This is a genomic window from Kribbella sp. NPDC050281, from assembly GCF_040655855.1.
In the GTDB taxonomy this organism is placed as follows: domain Bacteria; phylum Actinomycetota; class Actinomycetes; order Propionibacteriales; family Kribbellaceae; genus Kribbella.
Genome location: NZ_JBFAKS010000033.1, coordinates 80,223 through 100,868, shown reverse-complemented (window position 1 = coordinate 100,868; position 20,646 = coordinate 80,223). Strand labels below are relative to the sequence as shown.

Annotated in this window: 19 protein-coding genes; 10 read left to right on the top strand and 9 right to left on the bottom strand. The window is 68.9% G+C overall.

Annotation, left to right across the window (positions count from 1 at the left end; translation table 11 throughout):
* Positions 1–35: 35 nt before the first annotated feature.
* Together AB0I34_RS30725 and AB0I34_RS30720 are read right to left on the bottom strand one after the other, a co-directional pair.
* Positions 36–494: a hypothetical protein gene (locus tag AB0I34_RS30725; protein WP_360451849.1), complete on the bottom strand. Its 459-nt coding sequence runs from the start codon at positions 492–494 to the stop codon at positions 36–38.
* Between the two features lie 113 nt (positions 495–607).
* Positions 608–1,993, bottom strand: a complete 1,386-nt coding sequence (locus tag AB0I34_RS30720) for an OFA family MFS transporter (protein ID WP_360451847.1) — start codon at positions 1,991–1,993, stop codon at positions 608–610.
* Between the two features lie 143 nt (positions 1,994–2,136).
* On the opposite strand from AB0I34_RS30720, the gene sucC reads away from it, so the two are divergent.
* Positions 2,137–3,300, top strand: a complete 1,164-nt coding sequence (gene sucC, locus AB0I34_RS30715; protein WP_360451867.1) for an ADP-forming succinate--CoA ligase subunit beta — start codon at positions 2,137–2,139, stop codon at positions 3,298–3,300.
* Positions 3,301–3,314: 14 nt separating this feature from the next.
* Positions 3,315–4,208, top strand: coding sequence for a succinate--CoA ligase subunit alpha (sucD, locus tag AB0I34_RS30710; protein WP_360451845.1), 894 nt, complete (start codon positions 3,315–3,317; stop codon positions 4,206–4,208).
* 12 nt (positions 4,209–4,220) lie between these two features.
* On the opposite strand, the gene AB0I34_RS30705 is transcribed toward sucD, so the two are convergent.
* The gene (locus AB0I34_RS30705; protein WP_360451843.1) at positions 4,221–5,252 is read right to left on the bottom strand and encodes a LacI family DNA-binding transcriptional regulator; all 1,032 of its coding nucleotides are present in this window, start codon (positions 5,250–5,252) and stop codon (positions 4,221–4,223) included.
* Positions 5,253–5,379: 127 nt separating this feature from the next.
* On the opposite strand from AB0I34_RS30705, the gene AB0I34_RS30700 reads away from it, so the two are divergent.
* From AB0I34_RS30700 to AB0I34_RS30685, 4 genes are read left to right on the top strand one after another with little or no spacing between them, the layout of a single operon-like run.
* A complete protein-coding gene (locus tag AB0I34_RS30700; protein WP_360451841.1) occupies positions 5,380–6,312 on the top strand; it encodes a sugar ABC transporter permease in 933 nt (310 codons plus the stop codon).
* Positions 6,309–7,172 (top strand): carbohydrate ABC transporter permease, encoded by an 864-nt coding sequence (locus tag AB0I34_RS30695; RefSeq protein WP_360451839.1) that lies wholly within the window; start codon positions 6,309–6,311, stop codon positions 7,170–7,172. Before AB0I34_RS30700 ends, AB0I34_RS30695 begins: the two co-directional genes overlap by 4 nt.
* Before the next feature lie 25 nt (positions 7,173–7,197).
* Positions 7,198–8,556 carry a sugar ABC transporter substrate-binding protein gene (locus tag AB0I34_RS30690; protein WP_360451837.1) on the top strand — a complete coding sequence of 453 codons (1,359 nt, stop codon included), beginning with the start codon at positions 7,198–7,200 and terminating at the stop codon, positions 8,554–8,556.
* A 3-nt stretch (positions 8,557–8,559) separates the two neighbouring features.
* The gene (locus AB0I34_RS30685) at positions 8,560–10,299 is read left to right on the top strand and encodes a beta-galactosidase family protein (RefSeq protein ID WP_360451835.1); all 1,740 of its coding nucleotides are present in this window, start codon (positions 8,560–8,562) and stop codon (positions 10,297–10,299) included.
* A gap of 44 nt (positions 10,300–10,343) precedes the next feature.
* On the opposite strand, the gene AB0I34_RS30680 is transcribed toward AB0I34_RS30685, so the two are convergent.
* Positions 10,344–11,369 carry a 2-dehydropantoate 2-reductase gene (locus AB0I34_RS30680; protein WP_360451833.1) on the bottom strand — a complete coding sequence of 342 codons (1,026 nt, stop codon included), beginning with the start codon at positions 11,367–11,369 and terminating at the stop codon, positions 10,344–10,346.
* Positions 11,370–11,484: 115 nt separating this feature from the next.
* Positions 11,485–12,165 (bottom strand): TIM barrel protein, encoded by a 681-nt coding sequence (locus AB0I34_RS30675; protein WP_360451831.1) that lies wholly within the window; start codon positions 12,163–12,165, stop codon positions 11,485–11,487.
* Positions 12,166–12,345: 180 nt separating this feature from the next.
* Between AB0I34_RS30675 and AB0I34_RS30670 the strand changes: the two genes are divergently transcribed.
* A complete protein-coding gene (locus AB0I34_RS30670) occupies positions 12,346–13,128 on the top strand; it encodes a hypothetical protein (protein ID WP_360451829.1) in 783 nt (260 codons plus the stop codon).
* Here the strand turns inward: AB0I34_RS30670 and AB0I34_RS30665 are convergent.
* Entirely contained in the window at positions 13,125–13,562 is a 438-nt protein-coding gene (locus AB0I34_RS30665) for a MarR family transcriptional regulator (RefSeq protein ID WP_360451827.1), read from the bottom strand. The two genes, AB0I34_RS30670 and AB0I34_RS30665, sit on opposite strands and share 4 nt — an antisense overlap.
* Before the next feature lie 46 nt (positions 13,563–13,608).
* Between AB0I34_RS30665 and AB0I34_RS30660 the strand changes: the two genes are divergently transcribed.
* Complete coding sequence (locus AB0I34_RS30660; RefSeq protein ID WP_360451825.1) at positions 13,609–15,012, top strand: MFS transporter; 1,404 nt, start codon at positions 13,609–13,611, stop codon at positions 15,010–15,012.
* Positions 15,013–15,201: 189 nt separating this feature from the next.
* Complete coding sequence (locus tag AB0I34_RS30655) at positions 15,202–15,405, top strand: cold-shock protein (protein ID WP_131364121.1); 204 nt, start codon at positions 15,202–15,204, stop codon at positions 15,403–15,405.
* 45 nt (positions 15,406–15,450) lie between these two features.
* On the opposite strand, the gene AB0I34_RS30650 is transcribed toward AB0I34_RS30655, so the two are convergent.
* From AB0I34_RS30650 to AB0I34_RS30640, 3 genes are read right to left on the bottom strand one after another with little or no spacing between them, the layout of a single operon-like run.
* Complete coding sequence (locus tag AB0I34_RS30650) at positions 15,451–15,927, bottom strand: GNAT family N-acetyltransferase (protein ID WP_360451823.1); 477 nt, start codon at positions 15,925–15,927, stop codon at positions 15,451–15,453.
* A 3-nt stretch (positions 15,928–15,930) separates the two neighbouring features.
* Positions 15,931–16,281, bottom strand: coding sequence for a M23 family metallopeptidase (locus AB0I34_RS30645; RefSeq protein ID WP_360451821.1), 351 nt, complete (start codon positions 16,279–16,281; stop codon positions 15,931–15,933).
* Positions 16,282–16,314: 33 nt separating this feature from the next.
* Complete coding sequence (locus AB0I34_RS30640) at positions 16,315–19,497, bottom strand: tetratricopeptide repeat protein (protein ID WP_360451819.1); 3,183 nt, start codon at positions 19,495–19,497, stop codon at positions 16,315–16,317.
* Between the two features lie 230 nt (positions 19,498–19,727).
* Between AB0I34_RS30640 and AB0I34_RS30635 the strand changes: the two genes are divergently transcribed.
* Entirely contained in the window at positions 19,728–20,630 is a 903-nt protein-coding gene (locus AB0I34_RS30635) for a class I SAM-dependent methyltransferase (RefSeq protein ID WP_360451817.1), read from the top strand.
* The last annotated feature ends 16 nt before the right edge of the window (positions 20,631–20,646 follow it).

Genomic DNA, 20,646 nt, shown 5'->3' with positions numbered 1-20,646 from the left:
CGAGTCAACCCTGCAACCGGTTGCTACGTCAAAGGTCAGACCGGTGCCCGCCCGCCTCCCACGATCGACTGGCTGGCGGTGACAGCGCAGCCGGCCACCGCCAGACACTGTCTCAGCAACCCGCGCAGCCGTACGTCGTCCGCGGCGCGGGCCGTCACGGACACGGCTTCGGCGGCGTGCTCGGGCGCGACGAAGGTCCGGTAGAACGACTCGCTCCGGCCAACCCGATCCAGAACCGGAAACCACCAGCGCGCCGATCCCGCCAGCTCATCCTGCCCGGTGAGGAAATGGACCGCGGTCTGATGCGCCCTCGAGAGTCTCCTCCCCTCGTCTGCCGTCAGCTCCCCTCCCACCAGCGCCGTGGACACGCACAGCGAGACCAGCCGGGCCGTCGATTCGAAGCCGGGCTGCGCGGTGCCGAGGAAGCTCGGCGCCAGCGGCAACAGCGCACGGCGTCCGGCCGAACTGCTGTGGTCGTGAACAGCCCTGGCCACCGCACTCAGTGTCGGATGCACACAGGTGGGACGGTCCGTCCAGGGTTCACGGGCCAGCTTCGACACCAACTCCATGACACACGGATCGGGCCGGGCGACCTTCCCGTAGCCGTTCACTCGCCGGACCCCACTGTTCCGCTGACCGGCGTACCCAGCTGTGGCCGGACCGGTAGGGCCGGTCGCCCGGGTTGTTTCAGCAACCGCACACTCAGGGCGGTGATCACGCCGAGTAGCCCGGCGCCGAGGAACAAGGGCCGGTAGCCGATCTCGGCGATCAGGGACGCGGTGACGCCGACTCCGATCAGTCCGCCGACGGCCTTCGCGGAGTACAGGATCGCCTGGTTCTGCAGCAGGCTGTTCTCGCCGAAGAACTCGAGCACCAGGTTGGCCATGATCGCGTAGAACGCGCCGCCGCCGAGACCGGCGAACATCGCGCACAGCACGAACACCCAGCCCGCACCAGCCTCGCCAGCGACAACCAGGCCGACGTGGGTGAACCCTTCGACCATCAGTACTGCGGCCAGCACCCGGCGCCGGCCGAACCGGTCGGAGAGGTTGCCGGCGAACGACCTGCCGAGACCGTTGACTGCGGCAAGCATTCCGGCGGCGAAGCCCGCTACCGCCATTCCCAACCCGGCCGTTACTGCGTAGCTCACCACGAACGCGATGCCGAACAAAGACAGCGCCGTACACAGCGCGAGCGTCAGCCACATCAGCGGCAGTGCACCGGTCCGCATCGCCTCGGCCGGGCGGTAGTGCCGGACCGCGGGGGCGTTGTGCGGGATGCTCCGGTTCAGCTTCCGGTCGATGGCCCACGCCTGCGCGTCGATGTCGGCCGGCCACCAATGCCGCGGCGGGTCCTTCAGCAACCCACCCGCGGTCACCACGACCGCTACCGCGACGATCGCGGTCAGATCGAACACCAGCCGGCGCCCGCCGGGCGAGTCGACCAGCGCCAGCAACGCGATACTCGGTACGGCGCCGACCGCGAAACCGCCGGTGACGAAGCCGATCGTGGCAGTACGCCGATCCGGGAACCACCGGGCCGACGTGGTGATGCAGGCGGCGTACACCAGACCTGCGCCGCTGCCACCGAGCAGTGAGTAGCCGAGGACGACAACGAAATAGCTGCCCGCATGGGCGAGCGTCGCGAGCCCGATGGCCGCAAGCACACCTCCGACGATCACCAGTTGCGTCGGTGTGGCACGGCGTACCCGATGGGCCCAGGCGGCCGGGATGGCGACCACGGCCTGGCAGGCGACGAAGACCGCCAGCAGCCACATGGTCTGGGTGAAACCCCAACCGCGGTCGGCGTCGAGACCGAGCGCTGCGGTGCCGAAGGAGTACTGCAGTGGGCTGATGGCAACCATGCAGGCCCAGGCGGCCCACAGTTGCCAGCGCCGCGAATGTCCGGTCAGATCCCGGGCCTCCTCGCCGATCCGGTACCGCCGGCCGTAGACGTCACGCACGTCCCGGGGCGAGGGCATCACGTGATTCATGTCGCCTCCTGACTACTGCATACCGTATGAGATCTGTGGTACTCCTCCGCGTCGGCGTTGTCCAGAGCTCGGCGCTCTTGTGAACGAGAATGCATACAGCATACAGTCGCCATACGACCGGCCAGCGATCGGAGGACTTCCTCGTGGACCTGATGGAGTACCAAGCCAAAGAACTCTTCGCCCGGCACGGCGTTCCGGTGACCCTCGGACGGGTGATCGACGACCCGGCCGACGCCGCCGCGGCGGCCGCGGAACTCGGCGGCCGGGTGGTGGTGAAGGCGCAGGTGAAGACCGGCGGCCGCGGCAAGGCCGGCGGCGTCAAACTGGCCGCCACGCCTGACGAAGCGGTCGCGAAGGCCGGCGAGATCCTCGGCATGGACATCAAGGGGCACACGGTGCACCGGGTGCTGCTCGCGCCGGCCGCGGCCATCGCCGAGGAGTACTACTTCTCCTTCCTGGTCGACCGGGCCAACCGCAACTACCTGTGCATCGCGAGCACCGAGGGCGGTGTCGAGATCGAAGAGGTCGCGCACACCAACCCGGACGCGATCGCGAAGGTCGCCATCGACCCGGCCGTCGGCGTCGACGACGCCAAGGCCGCCGAGATCGTGGCGGCGGCCGGTTTCCCGGTCGGTGCGGAGTACGTCGTGCGCAAACTGTGGGACGTGTTCATCGCCGAGGACGCATCGCTGGTCGAGGTGAACCCGCTCGTCAAGCTGGCCGACGGCGCGCTGGAGGCCCTGGACGGCAAGGTGACGCTTGACGAGAACGCGGCGTACCGGCATCCGGACCACGCGAGCTTCGAGGACAAGGCGTCCGCGGACCCACTCGAGGCTGCGGCCCAGGCCAAGGGCCTGAACTACGTCAAGCTCGACGGCTCGGTCGGCATCATCGGCAACGGCGCCGGCCTGGTCATGTCCACGCTCGACGTCGTCGCGTACGCCGGTGAGGCGCACGGCGGTGTGAAACCGGCGAACTTCCTCGACATCGGCGGTGGCGCGAGCGCCGAGGTGATGGCGAACGGACTCGGCATCATCCTGTCCGACGCGCAGGTGAAGAGCGTGTTCGTGAACGTGTTCGGCGGGATCACCGCCTGTGACGCGGTCTCCAACGGCATCGTCCAGGCACTCGAACTGCTCGGCGACCAGGCCGACATACCGCTGGTCGTCCGGCTGGACGGCAACAACGTCGACGAGGGTCGCAAGATCCTTGCCCAGGCCAACCATCCGCTGGTGACCGTGGTCGACACCATGGACGGCGCCGCCGCTCGCGCGGCCGAGCTGGCCGCCGTCGCGGCGCAGAACTGAGAGGTGGGACAGAGATGGCGATCTTCCTGACCGAGAAGAGCCGGGTCATCGTGCAGGGCATGACCGGCTCCGAGGGACAGAAGCACACCAGTCGGATGCTTGCCGCCGGCACCAACATCGTCGGTGGCGTGACGCCCGGCAAGGGCGGTCAGTCGGTCGACTTCGCGAAGCGCTCGATCCCTGTGTACGGCTCGTGCGCGGACGCGGTGAAGTCGACCGATGCGGATGTCTCGGTCGTGTTCGTGCCGCCTCGCTTCACGTTGGGCGCCGTGACCGAGGCCGTCGACGCCGGTGTACCGCTGGTCGTGGTCATCACCGAGGGCGTGCCGGTCCAGGACACCGCCGCGTTCTTCGCGCATGCGCAGGCCGCGGGGACTCGGGTCATCGGCCCGAACTGCCCGGGGATCATCAGCCCAGGACGCGCCAACGCCGGAATCATTCCCGCCGACATCGCAGCTGCGGGCCGGATCGGTCTGGTGTCGAAGTCGGGCACGCTGACGTACCAGATGATGTACGAACTGCGGGACTTCGGGTTCTCCACCGCGATCGGTATCGGCGGTGACCCGATCATCGGGACCACGCACATCGACGCACTGCAGGCGTTCCAGGACGACCCGGACACCGACGCGATCGTGATGATCGGTGAGATCGGTGGCGACGCGGAGGAGCGGGCGGCCGCGTTCATCAAGGCGAACGTGACCAAGCCGGTGGTCGGCTACGTCGCGGGCTTCACCGCGCCGGAGGGCAAGACGATGGGCCACGCCGGCGCGATCGTGTCCGGTTCGTCGGGTACGGCGGCCGCGAAGCAGGAAGCTCTCGAGGCCGCCGGCGTACGCGTTGGCAAGACCCCCACGGAGACCGCGGACCTGATGCGCGCGGTGCTCGCAGTGGAGGAGGTCGGCGTCTGATGGCCCCGCTGATCACGTCCGGGGCGGTGCTGTGCTGCCCCGGACCACCAGCTCGGTCGCCACGGAGACAGGGCTGTGGTGATGCTCCCCCGCCTGGATCTCGCTGATCAGAGCGTCGACGCTGTGCCGTCCCACCTCCGCGAAGGATTGACGGACGGTGGTCAGCGGCGGCCAGAAGTGGGCGGCTTCTTCCATGTCGTCGAAGCCGACCACGCTGACATCGCCAGGCACGGCGCGGCCACGCTCGTACAAGGCACGGAGCAGTCCGAGGGCCATCTGGTCGTTCGCCACGAACACTGCCGTCACGTCGTCATTGGCAGCCAGACCCCGTCCCGCCTCGTACCCGGAGCTGGCGGTCCAGTCGCCGTCGTGCACGGGCGGCACCTCGCAGCCGTGGTCGAGCAGCGTCTGCTCCCAGGACTGCCGGCGCCGGTCGGCCGCGAACGACGTCGGCGGGCCGCCGAGATGCCAGACCGTTCGATGCCCCAGCTCCAGCAGGTGTTCCGTGGCCAGCCGCGCGCCTTGCGCCTGGTCGGTGTCGACGATCGGGTAGTCGTAGTGGGCGCTCGAGTCGACGACCACGACCGGCAGTCCGTCCGGCAGCTGTACGCCGGCCTCGTCCAACGTGTGCGCCTCGATCAGGATGATCACGCCGTCCACCGCCTGCTCGCCCAGGCGGCTGAACGCGTTCGTCACCGCGCGCTGGCTGACGTCCAGCACGGGCAGCAGGTTGATCGAGTAGCCGCTCATCGTCGCCGCTTTCGCGATCGCGTCGAGGGTGCGCGTCGTACCGAAGCTGGACAGCTCGAAGACGATCGCGCCGATGCTGCGGAACTCGCCGTTACGCAGGGCGCGGGCAGCGCCGTTCGGACGGTAGCCGAGCTCGTGCATCGCGGCCCGGACCCGGTCCCGGGTCACCGCGTCGACGTTGTGCCGGTCGTTCGCGACCCGTGACACGGTCTGCCCGGACACGCCGGCCAGCCGGGCCACGTCGGCCATCGACGGACCGCGCCGCCGCCGTACCAATGGAACCTCCGCTGCCATGACCCTCCCTCGCGTTGCCTGGAGTCTAGACATGTTGACGTAAACACGTTACCGTCACGCCGTCGATGTTGACGTCAACATTGCGCGCGTCGCGGTGACGCGGGACCGAGAGGAGGTCGACGGACGTATGGCGGAGTCCGTGGCCCAGGACCACATCAGACCCCTGCGCGCGACCGGCAGCCGGCGGCGCCGGGCCGGTCAGGACGGCAAGGGGTGGCTGTTCGTCGGCCCGTTCCTGGCCGTGTTCGCGCTGACCTTCCTGGCCCCGATCGGGTACGCGATCTACCTCAGCCTGTTCCGCGAGCAGGCGTTCTTCGGCGGTCGCGTGTTCGTCGGAGTGGACAACTACCTCGACGCGATCCAGGACTCGAAGTTCTGGGAGGCGTTCGGCCGGGTCGCGGTCTTCCTGGTCGTCCAGGTGCCGGTGATGCTGATCCTCGCGCTGCTGGCCGCGCTGGCCATCGACAGCGCCCGGCTGCACGCCGCGAGCTTCTTCCGGATCGTGATCTTCCTGCCGTACGCCGTACCGGGCGTGGTCGCCGTGCTGATGTGGGGCTACATCTACGGCAACAACTTCGGTCTCGCCGCCGACCTGAACGACCTGTTCGGCACCACCGCGATCCAGCCGCTGAGCGGGACCTGGATGCTGCCGTCGATCGCCAACATCGTCACCTGGGAGTTCGTCGGCTACAACATGCTGATCTTCTACTCGGCGCTGCGCACGATCCCCGGCGAGCTCTACGAGGCGGCCGCGATCGACGGCGCCGGGACGTTCCGGACCATCCGGGCGGTCAAGCTGCCGGCCCTGCGCGGCGCGATCGTGATCGCCACCATCTTCTCGATCATCGGCAGCTTCCAGTTGTTCAACGAGCCGAACATCCTGCGCACGCTGGCGCCGAACGTGATCACCACGTACTACACGCCGAACATGTACGGCTACAACCTGTCCTTCGCCGGGCAGCAGTTCAACTACTCCGCCACGATCGCGATCGTGATGGGCGTCATCACCGCGATCATCGCGTACGTCGTCCAGCTGCGCGGATCCCGGGAGGCCTTGTGAGTACGACGATCTCACCGCTGCGCCCGAAGCGGTCGCGGTTGCTGACCGGCGTGATGGTGGTCTACCTGGTCTACACCCTGGTGCCGTTGCTCTGGTTGTTGCTCAGTGCAACCAAGACCCAGGCCGACCTGCTCTCCAGCCCGGGGCTGTGGTTCGGCAAGAGCTTCGCGTTCTTCACCAACATCAAGGACACCCTCACCTACAACGACGGCATCTTCCTGCGCTGGCTCGGCAACACAGTGCTCTATGTGGTCGTCGGTGCCGGTGGGGCGACGCTGCTCGCGACCGCCGCCGGCTACGGCCTGGCCAAGTACAAGTTCGCCGGCCGGCGTGCCGTCTTCGCGGTGCTGCTGGGTGCGGTCGCCGTACCCGGGACCGCGCTGGCCGTGCCGACGTTCCTGATGTTCTCGAACCTCGGGCTGACCAACACTGTCTGGGCGATCATCATCCCGTCCCTGGTGAGCCCGTTCGGGCTGTACCTGATGTGGGTGTACGCGACCGACGCCGTACCGCATGAGCTCCTCGAGGCGGCGCGGATCGACGGCGCCGGAGAGGTCCGGACGTTCTTCACCGTCGCGCTGCGACTGCTTGCCCCGGGCATCGTCACGACCCTGCTGTTCGCCGTCGTCTCGACCTGGAACAACTACTTCCTGCCGCTGATCATGCTCAGCAAACCCAACCTCTACCCGCTCACGGTCGGGCTCACCCAGTGGAGCAACCAGGCGACCGGCGTGGGTGCCCGCCCTATCTACAACCTGGTGATCACGGGGTCGTTGCTGACCATCGTGCCCCTCGTGGTCGCCTTCCTTCTCCTCCAGCGGTTCTGGCAGTCCGGCCTGTCCGCGGGCTCTGTCAAATAGTTCTGGTCAAGTGAAAGGGAACACCATGAAGTCACATCGGCCACCTTGGCATCGCATCCGGCAGCTGGTGGTTGCCGGAGCCGCCCTCACGGCGCTCGCGGCCGTGGCCGCCTGCGGCGGATCGAAGACCGACAGCGGCAGCGGGAGCCAGACCACCGGCTCCCCCGACGCCGTGAACGCCGCGCTGGAGAAGGGCGGCACCATCACCTACTGGAGCTGGACGCCGTCGGCCGAGGCGCAGGTGAAGGCGTTCGAGGCGCAGTACCCGAACGTCAAGGTGAACTACGTCAACGCGGGCACCGGCAACGACCACTACACCAAGCTGCAGAACGCGATCAAGGCCGGTTCGGGCGCTCCGGATGTGGCCCAGATCGAGTACCAGGCGCTCCCGCAGTTCGCGCTGCCCGGCTCGCTCGTCGACCTGAACCAGTACGGCTTCAGCCAGTACGAGTCGGCGTACACCGCCTCGACCTGGGCCGCCGTGCACGCCGGCGGCGGTCTGTTCGGCCTGCCGCAGGACTCCGGGCCGATGGCGCTGTTCTACAACAAGGACGTCTTCGACAAGTACGGCCTGACTGTGCCGAAGACCTGGGACGAGTACGTCGCCGCGGCCAAGAAACTACACGCGGCCAACCCGAAGGCCTACATCACCAACGACTCCGGTGACGCCGGCTTCACCACGTCGATGATCTGGCAGGCGGGTGGTACGCCGTTCAAGACCGACGGCAAGAACATCAGCATCAACCTGCAGGACGACGGCTCGAAGAAGTGGACCGGCACCTGGAACCAGCTCGTCGAGGGCGGCCTGGTCTCCGCGATCCCGGGCTGGACCGACGAATGGTTCAAGGCGCTCGGCGACGGCACCATCGCGACCCTGCCGACCGGCGCCTGGATGCCGGGTGTGATGGAGGCGTCGGTCAAGGCCGGCGCGGGCAAGTGGCGGGTCGCCCCGATGCCGACGTACGACGGCCAGCCGGCCACCGCGGAGAACGGCGGGAGCACCGAGTCCGTCCTGAAGCAGAGCGCGAACCCCGCACTGGCGGCCGCGTTCGTGCGCTGGCTGAACCACGACGAGGGCGTGAAGCCGTTCCTCGCGAGCGGCGGCTTCCCGGCGACCACCGCCGACCTCAAGGACCCGGCGTTCGTCGGCAAGGCCAGCGCCTACTTCGGCGGTCAGAAGATCAACGAGGTGCTCACCGGCGCGGCCGGAACGGTCGTCAAGGGCTGGACCTACCTGCCGTACGAGCTGTACGCGAACAGCATCTACGGCGACACCGTGGGCAAGTCGTACCAGGCCAAGTCCGACCTGGACGCCGGCCTGAAGTCCTGGCAGGACGCCCTGGTTGCCTATGGCAATCAGCAGGGCTTCCAGGTGAACGGCTGAGCTGTGTCCCACTTCGCGATCGGTGAGTCCGACTTCCTCCTCGACGGTGCGCCCTTCCGGATCCTGTCCGGGGCACTGCACTACTTCCGGGTGCACCCGGACAGCTGGGCCGACCGGATCGAGAAGGCCCGCCTGATGGGGCTCAACACCATCGAGACGTACGTCCCGTGGAACGCGCACAGTCCCCGGCCGGATGTCTTCGACACCGCGGGGATGCTCGACCTCGACCGGTTCCTGCGGGAGGTGGCCGCGGCCGGCCTGTACGCGATCGTCCGGCCCGGGCCGTACATCTGTGCGGAGTGGGACAACGGCGGCCTCCCCGCCTGGCTCTTCCGGGAGCCAGGCGTGGGGGTACGCCGCAACGAGCCGCGGTTCCTGGCCGCGATCGAGGAGTACCTGGACGCCGTACTGCGGATTGTCCGGCGGCTGCAGGTCGACCAGGGCGGACCGGTCCTGCTGGTCCAGGTGGAGAACGAGTACGGCGCCTTCGGCGACGACCCGACCTATCTGAAGGCCGTCGCCGAGATCATCCGGAACGCCGGAATCACGGTGCCGCTGGTGACCGTCGACCAGCCGGTCGACGCGATGCTGGCGGCCGGCGGGCTGGACGGCGTACTCCGGACGGCGTCGTTCGGGTCGCGGGCGGGTGACCGGCTCGCGACGTTGCGAAAGCACCAGCCGACCGGGCCGTTGATGTGCATGGAGTTCTGGGACGGGTGGTTCGACTACTGGGGCGGGCCACACCACACAACGGGCGTGGCCGATGCGGCGGCCGAACTCGACGCGCTGCTGGCGGCCGGCGCGTCGGTGAACATCTACATGTTCCACGGTGGCACGAACTTCGGGCTGACGAGTGGGGCCAATGACAAAGGCGTCTATCGCCCGACCATCACGTCGTACGACTATGACGCGCCGCTGGACGAGGCGGGGAGCCCGACTGCGAAGTTCCATGCCTTCCGCGAGGTGATCTCGCGGTACGCGCCCGTCCCCGACGTTGTCCCGGCGTCGGGGCCGCGAGCGACGGAGACCTCGGCGGTGCTGGGCTCGCCGGTGCGGTTGCTCGCCGATCCGGATGCCTGGGGCAACTGGACCTCGTACGACGTTCCTCCGTACCTGGACGAGCTCGATGCGCGGCTGGCGTTGTTCCGCATCGAGGTTGCCGCCGAAGCGCCGGTGCTGCTGACTGTCGGCGAGGTCCGCGATCGGGCGTATGTGTTCCTCGATGGTGCTCCGGTCGGTGTCCTCGACCGGGAGCGGCACGACCGTGCGTTGATGCTGCCGCACGGCGGGCGGCTCGAGATCGTGGTCGAGGACCAAGGTCGGGTGAACTACGGCCGGCGCATCGGCGAGCCCAAAGGGCTGATCGGGCCGGTCCGGCTGGGGTCCACCGAGCCGACCGGGTGGTCGGCGTGTGGGATCGATCTGGAAGCCGTCCCGCGGTTGTGGGACTCCGCGGAGCCGGATGCCTTCGGTGTCGGCCCGACGGCCTGGCGGGCGTCGTTCGACGTCGAGGAGCCGGTGGACCACTTCCTGTCGACCGTTGCTTGGGGCAAGGGGGTTGCCTGGGTGAACGGGTTCAACCTCGGGCGCTACTGGCGACGGGGTCCGCAGGAGACGTTGTACGTGCCCGGTCCGGTACTTCGTCCTGGCCGCAACGAGCTCGTCGTACTCGAACTGGACGTGATGGCCGAGCCGGTAGCGCACTTCGTGGCGGGGCCTTCGTTGGGTCCGCTGGAGCTGTAGTGGAACAGGTGGGTCCGGCGTCGCTGTGGCCGGACCCACCTGGCTCAGGAATGCACCGCCGGGGCGGGGGCTGAGGTCGGCGCGTGGGCGAGTGACGGGCCGGTGCCGATCTTGCTGGCGAGCAGGTCGGCGACGGCGTGGACCGCGCGCAGGGTGGGCGCCTTGGTAGCGGTGAGGTCGGCCAGTTCGACGACGGCGGCGAGGATCACGTCGAGCTCGAGCGGCTTGTCCTTCTCCAGGTCCTGGAGCATCGAGGTCTTGTGCTCACCGACCCGCTCGGCGCCGTTGATCCGCTTGTCCACCGAGATGTCCGGGTGACAGCCGACCGCGGCCGCGATCTCCAGCGTCTCCTCCATCATCAACCGGATCATCGCCCGCGTCCCCTGGTGCTGGGCGATCTCCACCATCGTCGCCCGCGCCAGCGCGCTGATCGGGTTGAACGCCGCGTTGCCGAGCAGCTTGATCCAGATGTCCTCGCGGATGTCCGCCTCGACCGGACACTTCAGCCCGCCCGCGATCATCGCCTCGCTGAACGCCGTACACCGATCCGAGACACCGCCGCCGGGTTCGCCGATCGAGAAGCGAGTGCCTTCCAGATGGCGTACGACGCCCGGTCCCTCGAGCTCGGTCGAGCAGTACACGACACAGCCCACCGCACGGTCGAGCGCCAGCACCTCCGTCACCGAGCCGTCAGGGTCGACGGACTCGATCCGGCGCCCCTCGTACGGACCCTTCAGGCCGTGGAAGTACCACCAGGGAATGCCGTTCTGGGCTGCGATGACGACGGTCTTGTCATGCAGCAACGGCTCGACCAGCGGGCCGGCGCTCGCGTAGGAGTTCGCCTTCAATCCGAGAAAGACGTAGTCGACCGGCCCGACCTCGGCCGGGTCGTCGGTGGCCGGCGTCCGCGCCTCGAAGTCGCCGCGCGGACTGAGCACCTTCACACCGCCGGAACGGATCGCGTCCAGATGGGCGCCGCGGGCGACCAGGTGGACCTCCGTCCCACCGCGGTGCAGGGCCGCGCCGACGTACGCGCCGATCGCACCGGCGCCGAGAACCGCAACTTTCATGGCTACCTCCTCAGTCCCTCGAGCCGGCTGGTGTGGGTGACGCCTTCGCGGCGGAGGAACTCCTCGGCGGCGCGGGCTGCGGTCATTCGGGGCATACCTGCTCCAATCGGGCGGCTCAGCTCGTACTGCGGGGTGCGGTCAGCGGATCCAGTCGAAGCTCTCCGCCGTACTGCGGGCGGGCTTGTACTCCAGCGCGATCCAGCCGGCATAGCCCGCCGCGGCGAGCTCGGCGAGGTGCTGGCCGGCCGGGATCTCCCCGGTGCCGGGTTCGTTCCGGCCGTTCGATCACGGCCACCGCGTCGGCCGCCGTCCGCAGCGGATAGCGGTCGGCGCCGCTGACCGGCTCGACCAGTACGACGCCGCCGAACGACCCGGCCGCGGTCGCGGCAAGCGCAAGGTTCTCGGCCGCGAGGTCGTCCTGGTCCTGTGGGCTGACGCCCTCGATGCGGTTGCCGTACGGGGCATTGAAGCCCCGGCAACCAAGGCGCTCGCCGATGCCGAGAGTGACCGCGATGTTGTCGCGGAACTCCAGCGAGCGTTGCGGCCAGGAGACCAGGCCGCGATCGCCGCCGGGCATGTCGCCGGCGGCGAAGTTCAGTCCGATCAGCTGTACGCCGGCGTCGCGGATGGCGCGCTCGAAGGCGTCCACCTCCGCGTCACCCGGTAGATGAGTGTCGAAGGGCCACCAGAACTCCACCGCCGCGAAGCCCGCGGCGCGCGCGGCGGCGGGCCGCTCCAGCAGCGGGAGCTCGGTGAACAGGATCGAGCAGTTGACGGCGAACCGTGCGGTGTCCATGCGTGTCCCACCTTCCGGAGGGGCTTGGTATACCGCATACAGTAGGCGGGCGCCTGTATCCGGTCAAGGCATGACGCAGATCACATTTTCGGCAAGTGCTCGCCCGACGAATCCGGCCTGTCCCGGCGCTCCGTCCGCATCTCGAAGATCGCTGCACCATTGTGTTGGCAGGATGGTGCGATGACCTGGCCGCGGATGGTGTGGATCGGCGGGGCGCCCGGAGCAGGGAAGTCGACGATCGCGCGGGACCTTGCGCGGCGCTCGGACCTGCCGCTGCATCCGGTGGACCTGTGGACATACGACCATGTCGGGCGGATGTCACCGATGCGGTCGCTGGCTGAGGATCTGGCCGAGGGGCCGGAGTACGCCGCCGACGCGTTCGTGCGGATCGCGCGGACGCGGCTGGAGCTCGTCGCCGAGGACGTGCGGGCGCGCGGGCTGGGCGACGTACCGGCTCTGGTGGAGGGGCCACAGTTGTACCCGTCGATGGCCGATGAGTCGGTCATCGCAGCGGTGTGGCTGGTGCCGGATGCGGAGCAGACGCGGCGGGCGAGGGAGGAGCGGCTGGCCCAGGCGCACGATCCCGCCGGGCGTGCCCGGTTGGAGGGTCTGCTGGCGCGGGACGCCGTACTGGCTGAGCTGGTACGACGTGAGGCAGTGGAGCATGGGCGGACACTCATCGAGGTGCCGGCCACACCCGATTGGGCCTGGATCGCTCGCGGTGTGGAGGCTGCACTGGGCGAGCTGCCGCGGTTGCCCGCAGGTACGGCGTTGAGCGCGCAACGGCAGTTCGAGAACGCGGCTGCCTGTCGTCAGGGACGACTGTGGCAGGCGGACATCGGGCTGGCGGAGCTGCCGCCGTACCCGTTCGCCTGCGAGTGCGGCACCTCCGAGTGCGCCGAGACCTGGTCCGGGACACCCGACGCGTACGACGCTGTCGACGGGCTACTCGTCACGCATTAGGAGTGGGTCGCGCGGAGGGCCAGGGCGAGCTCCTCCAGCGCCGGCAGCGCGTCGATGACCTGCCGGGCCGACTTGTCCGGCAGCTCGTCGAGGCAGGCACCGATCGCCTCGGTGCGCAGCAGTTTGACCCGCTCGTGCACCTCCCGCCCGGCCTCGGTCGCCTCGACCTGGATCACCCGCAGATCCTCCGGGTTCGGGTCGCGCTGGATCAGGTCGAGCTCCGTCAGCCGACCCACGACCCGGGACAGCATCGTCGGGTTGACGCCCTCGAGCTGCGCCAGCTCGGTCAGGCCGAGCGGACCGCGGAACGCGATCAGGCCCAGCACGGACGCCTGCGTCGGCGTCAGCCCTTCGCCGGTGGCCGTGGCGTTGAGCTCCCGCGCGAGCCTGGAGATCACGCCGCGGAGCCGGCTCAACGTCTCGGTGTCCGTCATGTCACCCCTTTATTGCCTGCCGGCAAGCAATGTAATCTGTTCATCGATGGAATCGTCGAGTGCACCCCAGGAAATCGCCGAACCGGCCGCGGACGAACCACTGGCCCACCGGCGGGTGGTCTTCGGCATCGTCTCGATCGCTCTCCTGATGGCCTCGATTGATCAGACCATAGTGGCGACCGCGCTCAACGCCATCCGCGGCGACCTGAACGCGGAGCTGACCTGGAGCGGCTGGACGATCACGATTTACGCGCTAGGCCAGATCATCGTCATGCCGCTGGCCGGCCGGCTCGGTGACCAGTTCGGCCGGCGGCGGATCTTCCTCGGCGCGGCGGTGCTCTTCACCATCGCGTCACTGCTGTGCAGCCTGGCCGACAACATCTACCTGCTGGTGGTGTTCCGCGCCCTGCAGGCGATCGGCGGCGGCGCCTTCATGCCGACCGCGACCGGCATCGTGTCCGAACAGTTCGGGCGCGACCGGGACCGCGCGATCGGCATGTTCACCTCGATCTTCCCGATCGGCGGCATCCTCGGCCCGATCATCGGCGGCATCATCGTCACCTACTGGTCCTGGCGGGAGATCTTCATCGTCAACGTGCCGATCGGCGCCCTGCTGATCGTCCTCGGTCTGCGGTTCATCCCGCGCGGTGTTCCGCAGCGCGCCGCGCGCGTCGACGGGGTCGGCGCCGTACTGCTGGGGCTGACCATCCTGTTCGGGATGTACGGGATCACGCTGCTCGGCGGGAACGGCGCGACGCCCGCCGATCCGTTCTTCATCGGCGCCGAGGTGATCGCGATCGTGCTCGGCGTCCTGTTCGTCCGGCACGCGAACCGCCGGGCCGCGCCGTTCATCCCGATCTCCTTGCTGCGTGGGCGCGGCTTCGGGGCGATGAACGCGATCAACTTCCTGTTCGGCGCCGCCGTCCTGGGCTTCGGTGCGCTGGTTCCGCTCTATGCCGAATCGCGCTACGGGATCCAGCCGCTCCAGGCCGGAACGTTGCTCACGGCAAGGGCCGTCGGGATGATCTGTGTGGCCGGCCTGGCTGTCTTCGCGCTGCGCCGGACCGGGTACCGGACGCCGATGATCGGTGGGTTCGTGCTGGTCGCGGCCGGGATGACGGTGATGTCCGTGGCCCCGCACGGACTGACGCCGTACGCGTGGCTGGCGCTGGCCGCGGGGATCACCGGCATCGGGATGGGGCTGTCGATCCCTGCGTCGAACAACGCCAGTCTGCAGCTGGCCCCGGCGCAGATCTCGGCCATCGCCGGGCTGCGCGGGATGTTCCGGCAGTCGGGTGGGATCGTCGCGGTTTCAATCACCACCGCGCTGCTGGCGCACGCCCAGAACGGCGGGCTGGCCCAGGCCAACAGCTTCGTCGTCTTCGCGGTCGTACTGCTGCTGATCCTGCCGCTGACCCTGTTCGTGCCCGACCACCGTGGCTCCTGGTGATCATGCCGCAGGGCACTAGGTGTGCTACGGTTTCCAGCGGTTGCAGTTTTGCAGTTCCACGTACGTTCAAGACGCCCGCGGATTTGTGATCCGCCGGGCGTTTTCTCATTCCGGGCCTGATCGAGGCCTTGTGTGGGAGGGCTGGTTGCGGCAACCGACACCCATCAGGACCCACAGAAGGAACAGATCATGGCTAGCGGCACAGTGAAGTGGTTCAACAGCGAGAAGGGCTTCGGCTTCATCTCCCAGGATGACGGCGGCGCCGACGTGTTCGTGCACTACTCGGCGATCGCGTCGAGCGGCTACCGCTCGCTGGACGAGAACCAGAAGGTCGAGTTCGACCTGACCCAGGGCCCGAAGGGCCCGCAGGCGGAGAACGTCCGCCCGCTCTGACCTGAGCACACAGCAGCCCCGGCCGATCCTCGGCCGGGGCTGTTGTCATGTGGTCCAGAGGTACTCGCCGTCGTCCAGTTCGTCCGTACGGGTGAGACCGGCGGCCGTGGTGACTGCTGCCGACGCGGCGTGGTCCGGGTGGACGTGGGCGATGATGCGCTTCATACCCTGCGCGTTCAGCCAGGCGACCAGGCCCTGAGCGGCCTCCTTCGCGTAACCGCGCCCCTGCCACTGGCTGCCGATGACCCAGGCGATCTCCGCCGTACTGCCGGTGACGGTGGCTTGCACGTAGCCGACGAGCTCGTCGTCGTGCTGGATCACCCAGTTGAGCCAGTGCTCATCGGGACGCCCCGGTCCCTCGAGCTGGCGCCGGTAGCGGGCCTCGATGCGTTCGACCGTCGGCGGTTCACCACCGATGAAGGTGTAGAGCGCGGGATCGGCCAGCACCTTGGCCATCTGCCCGGCGTACTCGACCTTCAGGGGGAGCATTGCCAGGCGGGCAGTCTGGAAGGGCGTGATCACGGCTCAACCGTAGCGCCGCGCATTCGTGTGCAGGTCGAACTGCGGACTCCGGTGGCCGTCCGCCTCGTACGGCGCCACCCGCTCCTCGTAGTGCAGGTAGGTACCGGCTGCCGCCCCCAGCCGGTCTCCTGTCTCCACGGTCTCCCCCTGGCTGACCGTGAGATCGCACAGATGGTCGTAGACGTGCCAGATGGCGTTCGACTCGACCACGACCTCACCGGCACCGGCCTGGATCACCACACCGGCCAGGGTCGCCCTGACCGGCGTACCGGGTTCGGTGCGGTAGTCGCGACCGGAATGACCGGCGTCCCCGAACTCGCGGACCACCATAGGGTTGTGCACCGGCGCAGCCATCCTCAGATGGTGCGGAGGAATCTTCAGGCAGCCTTAAAGCCGGGCCGGCACGGCCGGATAGGGAGCAGGCTCGACCTCGAGCTCGGCCATCCGCTGCACATAGGTGCGGTACGCCCGGCGGGCCTCACCGTGCGCACCACTCGCCTGGAACGCCGACACGAGGCCCAGATGCGCGCGCTCGTCGTACTGGTCCCGATGCAGGATCCGCAGCAGATACCCCGCCGCCGCGTCGGGGTCACGCCGCCCGCGCTCGGCCAGCACCCGTGCCACCCGGACGTAGAGCGCCCGCGCCTCCTCCCGCATCCCCGCAGCCCAGTCCGCGAACACGTCCTCTTCCAGGAAGTCCCCGCTGTACGCCGCCTCGGCCGCGCGGAGCAACCGCAGGTCGCCGGTGTTGAGGCCCTCCCAGGCGTCATGCAGGAACAGCTCCACGTCCACGGCCGCTTGCTCCCCATCCAGCCAGATTGTCGCGCGGTCCGCTCCGACGAAGCCGTCCGGCGGGTATCTCTTGTTCGGGTCCAGCACCGAGCGGACGGTCGACAGCGCCACCGACAGGCGGGGTGAGGCGACCGACTCGTCCTGGTCCGGCCAGAGCAGATCCAGCAACTGGACGCGGGCGACCGGATGGCAGCGGCGGGCGACCAGGATCTTCAGCAGGTCGCGTGCCTTCTTGGACGGCCACTCCCCGAGCTGGATCGCCTTGCCGTCCCTCAGTACGCGGAAGCCGCCGAGGCACTCGATGCGGACCGGCGCCGGACCGGTCGCGTCACTGGTCGCGAGCGCGGCTGCCGCGTAGCGCGTTGCGCCTGCCGCCAGGAATTGCTGGTGTGCGCGCAGGGCGAGCTCACGACGTTCTGGACCATCGGTGCGCCCGGCAAGCATCAGTTCGGCCCGCGCCTCACCCAGTTGGTCGCCCAACTCACTGCGGATGTTCAGCACCTCGTGCAGGACCTCGCCGCCGCCTGCTGCGGCGTACAGCTCCAGAGCGTCGGCGAGACCGGCCCGGTCACGGCGCTTGCGGCTGATCGCGGCAGCCTCCTCTGCGGTCGCCGCCGCCTCGGTCTGATTGCCGGCGTGCAGGGTGACCCAGCCGAGAGCGACCAGTGCGCCGGACAGGCCGAGGACTGGGCCGTAGTCGACCGCCTGGCGTGCCAGTGCGGCCAGCTCAGCGGCTCGCTCCGGTTCCTCCACGGCTAGGACCCTGGCGAGTCCGGCCAGCGACGGTACGAGGGACTGCATGTCCCTGGTTTCCTCGGCCATCGGGATGGCTTCCTCGAAACATGCTCTGGCCATGGCGCGGTCGCCACGCTGGCGGTAGACCTCGCCCAGGACCGACAGCGGCTGAGCGACCCGCTTGGACTCCAGTTTCTGGTACAGCGCGCGGGACGCCTCCAGCTCGCCGATGGCCTCGTCCAGCCGGCCGAGCCTGAGCAGCGCCTCGCCGCGGTTGTTCAACGCCAGCGCCCGGAACACTGCGAAGCCCGCGCGATCTGCGAGCTCCAGCGCGATGTCCAGCTCCTTCAGGCCGAGTGCGTAGTCGCCTTCGGAGATGTGGTGCGAGGAGCGGTTCACTCGGATCCGGATCGCCTGCAGCAGGTCGCCCGCGCGCTCCGCATACTCGAGCGCCCGCACGTAGTGGGAGGAGTTGCCGCGGGGGTCGCTGTCCACCGCGGCCAGCATCGCGAGGACCGTGTGCACGATTGCCAGCGCCCTGTCGTCGCCGGAAACCTTGGCGGTCTCGTACGCCGCGGTGATGAGCGCGCGGCACTCAGCGAACTCGCCACGCAGCCAGTGCGCACCAGCCCACCAGGCTTGCAGGAGCGCCTCGTCCGTCGGGTGCCGTCCGTCGATCCGTCCACGCTGGTACGTCGCGATCGCCACGTCGGTCTGGCCACGCAGGTGATGGATCAGGCCCAGCCGCCAGGCGATGGCGACCGGGATCTCGCCCTCCGGCTCGATGATCCGGTCGAAGCACTCCATCGCGCCCTGCCAGTCACCGAGGACCTGCCGAGCTTCGCCCTCCAGCTGATCCATCGCGGAGTCCCGCAGCCCAGCGGGCAGCGCGCCGACAGCCGCGACCACGGTCTCGGCCAAGCCGCCGCTGACCATCGCATGCCCGCGTTCGGTCAGCATGCAGGCCGCCCTCACCGCGTCGACTGCCTGGTAGCACGCCAGTGCGTCGCGATGCTCCCCCACGGACTCGAACCACTGCCCGGCTTGCAGCGACAGCTCAGTCAGCTCGCGTTCATCGACGACCAGTCTGTCGGTGGCGAAGTTCTTCACCAGCGGATTGAGCTCGTAGCCGTCGTCCTCGCCGGCGGACACGAGCAGTCCGCGCGTGCGGAGCTGCTGCAGCGTTTCTGCGCTGTCGGTGAGTCCGATCGCCTTGCACAGCTCCGCACTGAACCGGGGTAATACAGCCACGCCGGCGACCAAGCGTCGTACTGCTGGAGGCTCGGCCGCGAAGACCTCTTCGGCCAGGTAGTCGTAGAGCGGACCGTCCGAGCGCAGAGCCCGGCGCAGGCGGGTGGCGCGCTGGTCGGCGGGCGCGGTCCGCAGTGCTTCCACTGCCAGACGTACGGCGGCCGGCCAGCCCTGGACCGCGGACTGGAGTGGCTCGGCGAGATCCTCAATGCCGTCGCCGAGGACGTTCTCCAGTACGGCGAGCGTCTCGGCGACGGTGAACGCGAGCGCGGTGGCGTCGATCTCCAGCACCTGGCCGCGGCCACGGAGCCGGTCGATCCCGAAGGGCATCGGGGTGCGGGAGGCAACGATCACGTGCAGGTTCGGCGGAGCGGTACGGATCAGGCCCTCGACCAGCTTCGTGGCGGGTGCGGCCGGGTCCAGCTCATGCAGGTCGTCGAGGACGAGCACCAGGTCGTTGGTGAGGTTCGCGTCCAGTGCATCGGCAAGCAGAGCGGCGTACGCGAGGGCTCTGGTCTGTTGCTCAGCGTCGGCGTCCGGTCCGCGGGGGCTCTGCAGCTCGGCCGGGATGGCGTCCAGTTCGGGCACTTGCCGCCGGAGCGCACCGACAAGGCCGGACACCATGGCGGACAGCGAGCCGTCCTCGGCGCGCACGGTGTGCCAGGCACAGGCCCGTCCCGCTGCCCATGAGCCCAACAGCGTCGACTTCCCGAACCCAGCGTCCGCCACCACTGTCAGCAGCCGTCGCTGTACCCCTTCATCCAGCAACGCCACCAACCTCGGCCGCCCCACCGTCCCAGGCTGCACCCGTCTCACCTCCCCAGAATCCCCAACAGGACAGCACCCTGGAGACGCAAGCCGCAACCGTGCTGACCCCGATCTCCCCCACCACGGGCCAAACCTCCCGGCACCCCCGGGCAGGCTCCCGTCCAGCCCGGGAAGACCACCTCTGGCCCGCGGGTAGTTGCCGGAATGGCAAATGGATGAGGGAAAGCAGCAGTCGTCGGCGGAGACTTGAGGGCATGGTGCAGATTGATTGGGCAGAGCAGGCTGGGCGGTTGCGGGCTTCGGCGGAGGGGGAAGCGGGCTGGAACAGGACGGTGGCGACCAGTCTGGTCCGCGAGACCGACAGGGTGGCGGTGGACGTCGGCTGTGGTGGTGGCGGGATGGCCAAGGCGCTGGCAGAAGCTCTGACAGCCGATGCGACCGTGGTGGCGATCGACTCGGACCCCGACGTACTGGAGCAGGCGCGGGAGCACACGGCCGGTGCAGTCCGGTGCGAGCTTGCCTCCATGGATGACGGTGCCGAGCCGTTGCGCAAGGCAATCGACGCACCGGCGGACCTGATCTGGGCGGCCGGCGCGGTGCATCACGCAGCCGACCAGCAGGCGGCGGTCGACGCGCTGGCGTCGCTTCTGGCACCGGGCGGGCGGCTGGCGCTCGCGGAGAGCGGTCTGCCGGCCCGCAGCCTGCCGTGGGACCTCGGTGTAGGTGAGCCGGGACTCGAGCTGCGGCTCGACCACGCGCAGGACCGCTGGTTCAAGGCGATGCGTGAGTCGCTCCCGGGCACAGTGCCGATGCCGTACGGCTGGACCGACGCACTCACCCGCGCCGGCCTCAGCGACGTCACGACGCGCAGCATCCTGACGGAGACGCCGGCGCCGCTGTCCGACGACGAGCGCGACCGCCTCGTCAGTCAGTTCCGGCACCGGGTCGAGCGCCTCACCCTCGACGCCGAACCCACGCATGGGCACGGCCATGGCCACGGTCACGTGAGCCCAGAGGACGGTGAGTGGTTGAGCCCGGAGGATCTCGCCACCTGGGAACAGCTTCTGGACCCCGACGGCGACCAGTACCTCGGCCGTCGTACCGATCTCTTCGTCCTCTCCGTCCGAAGCATCCACCTCGGTCACGCACCCCGCTGACCGCCCTCCAGGTCCA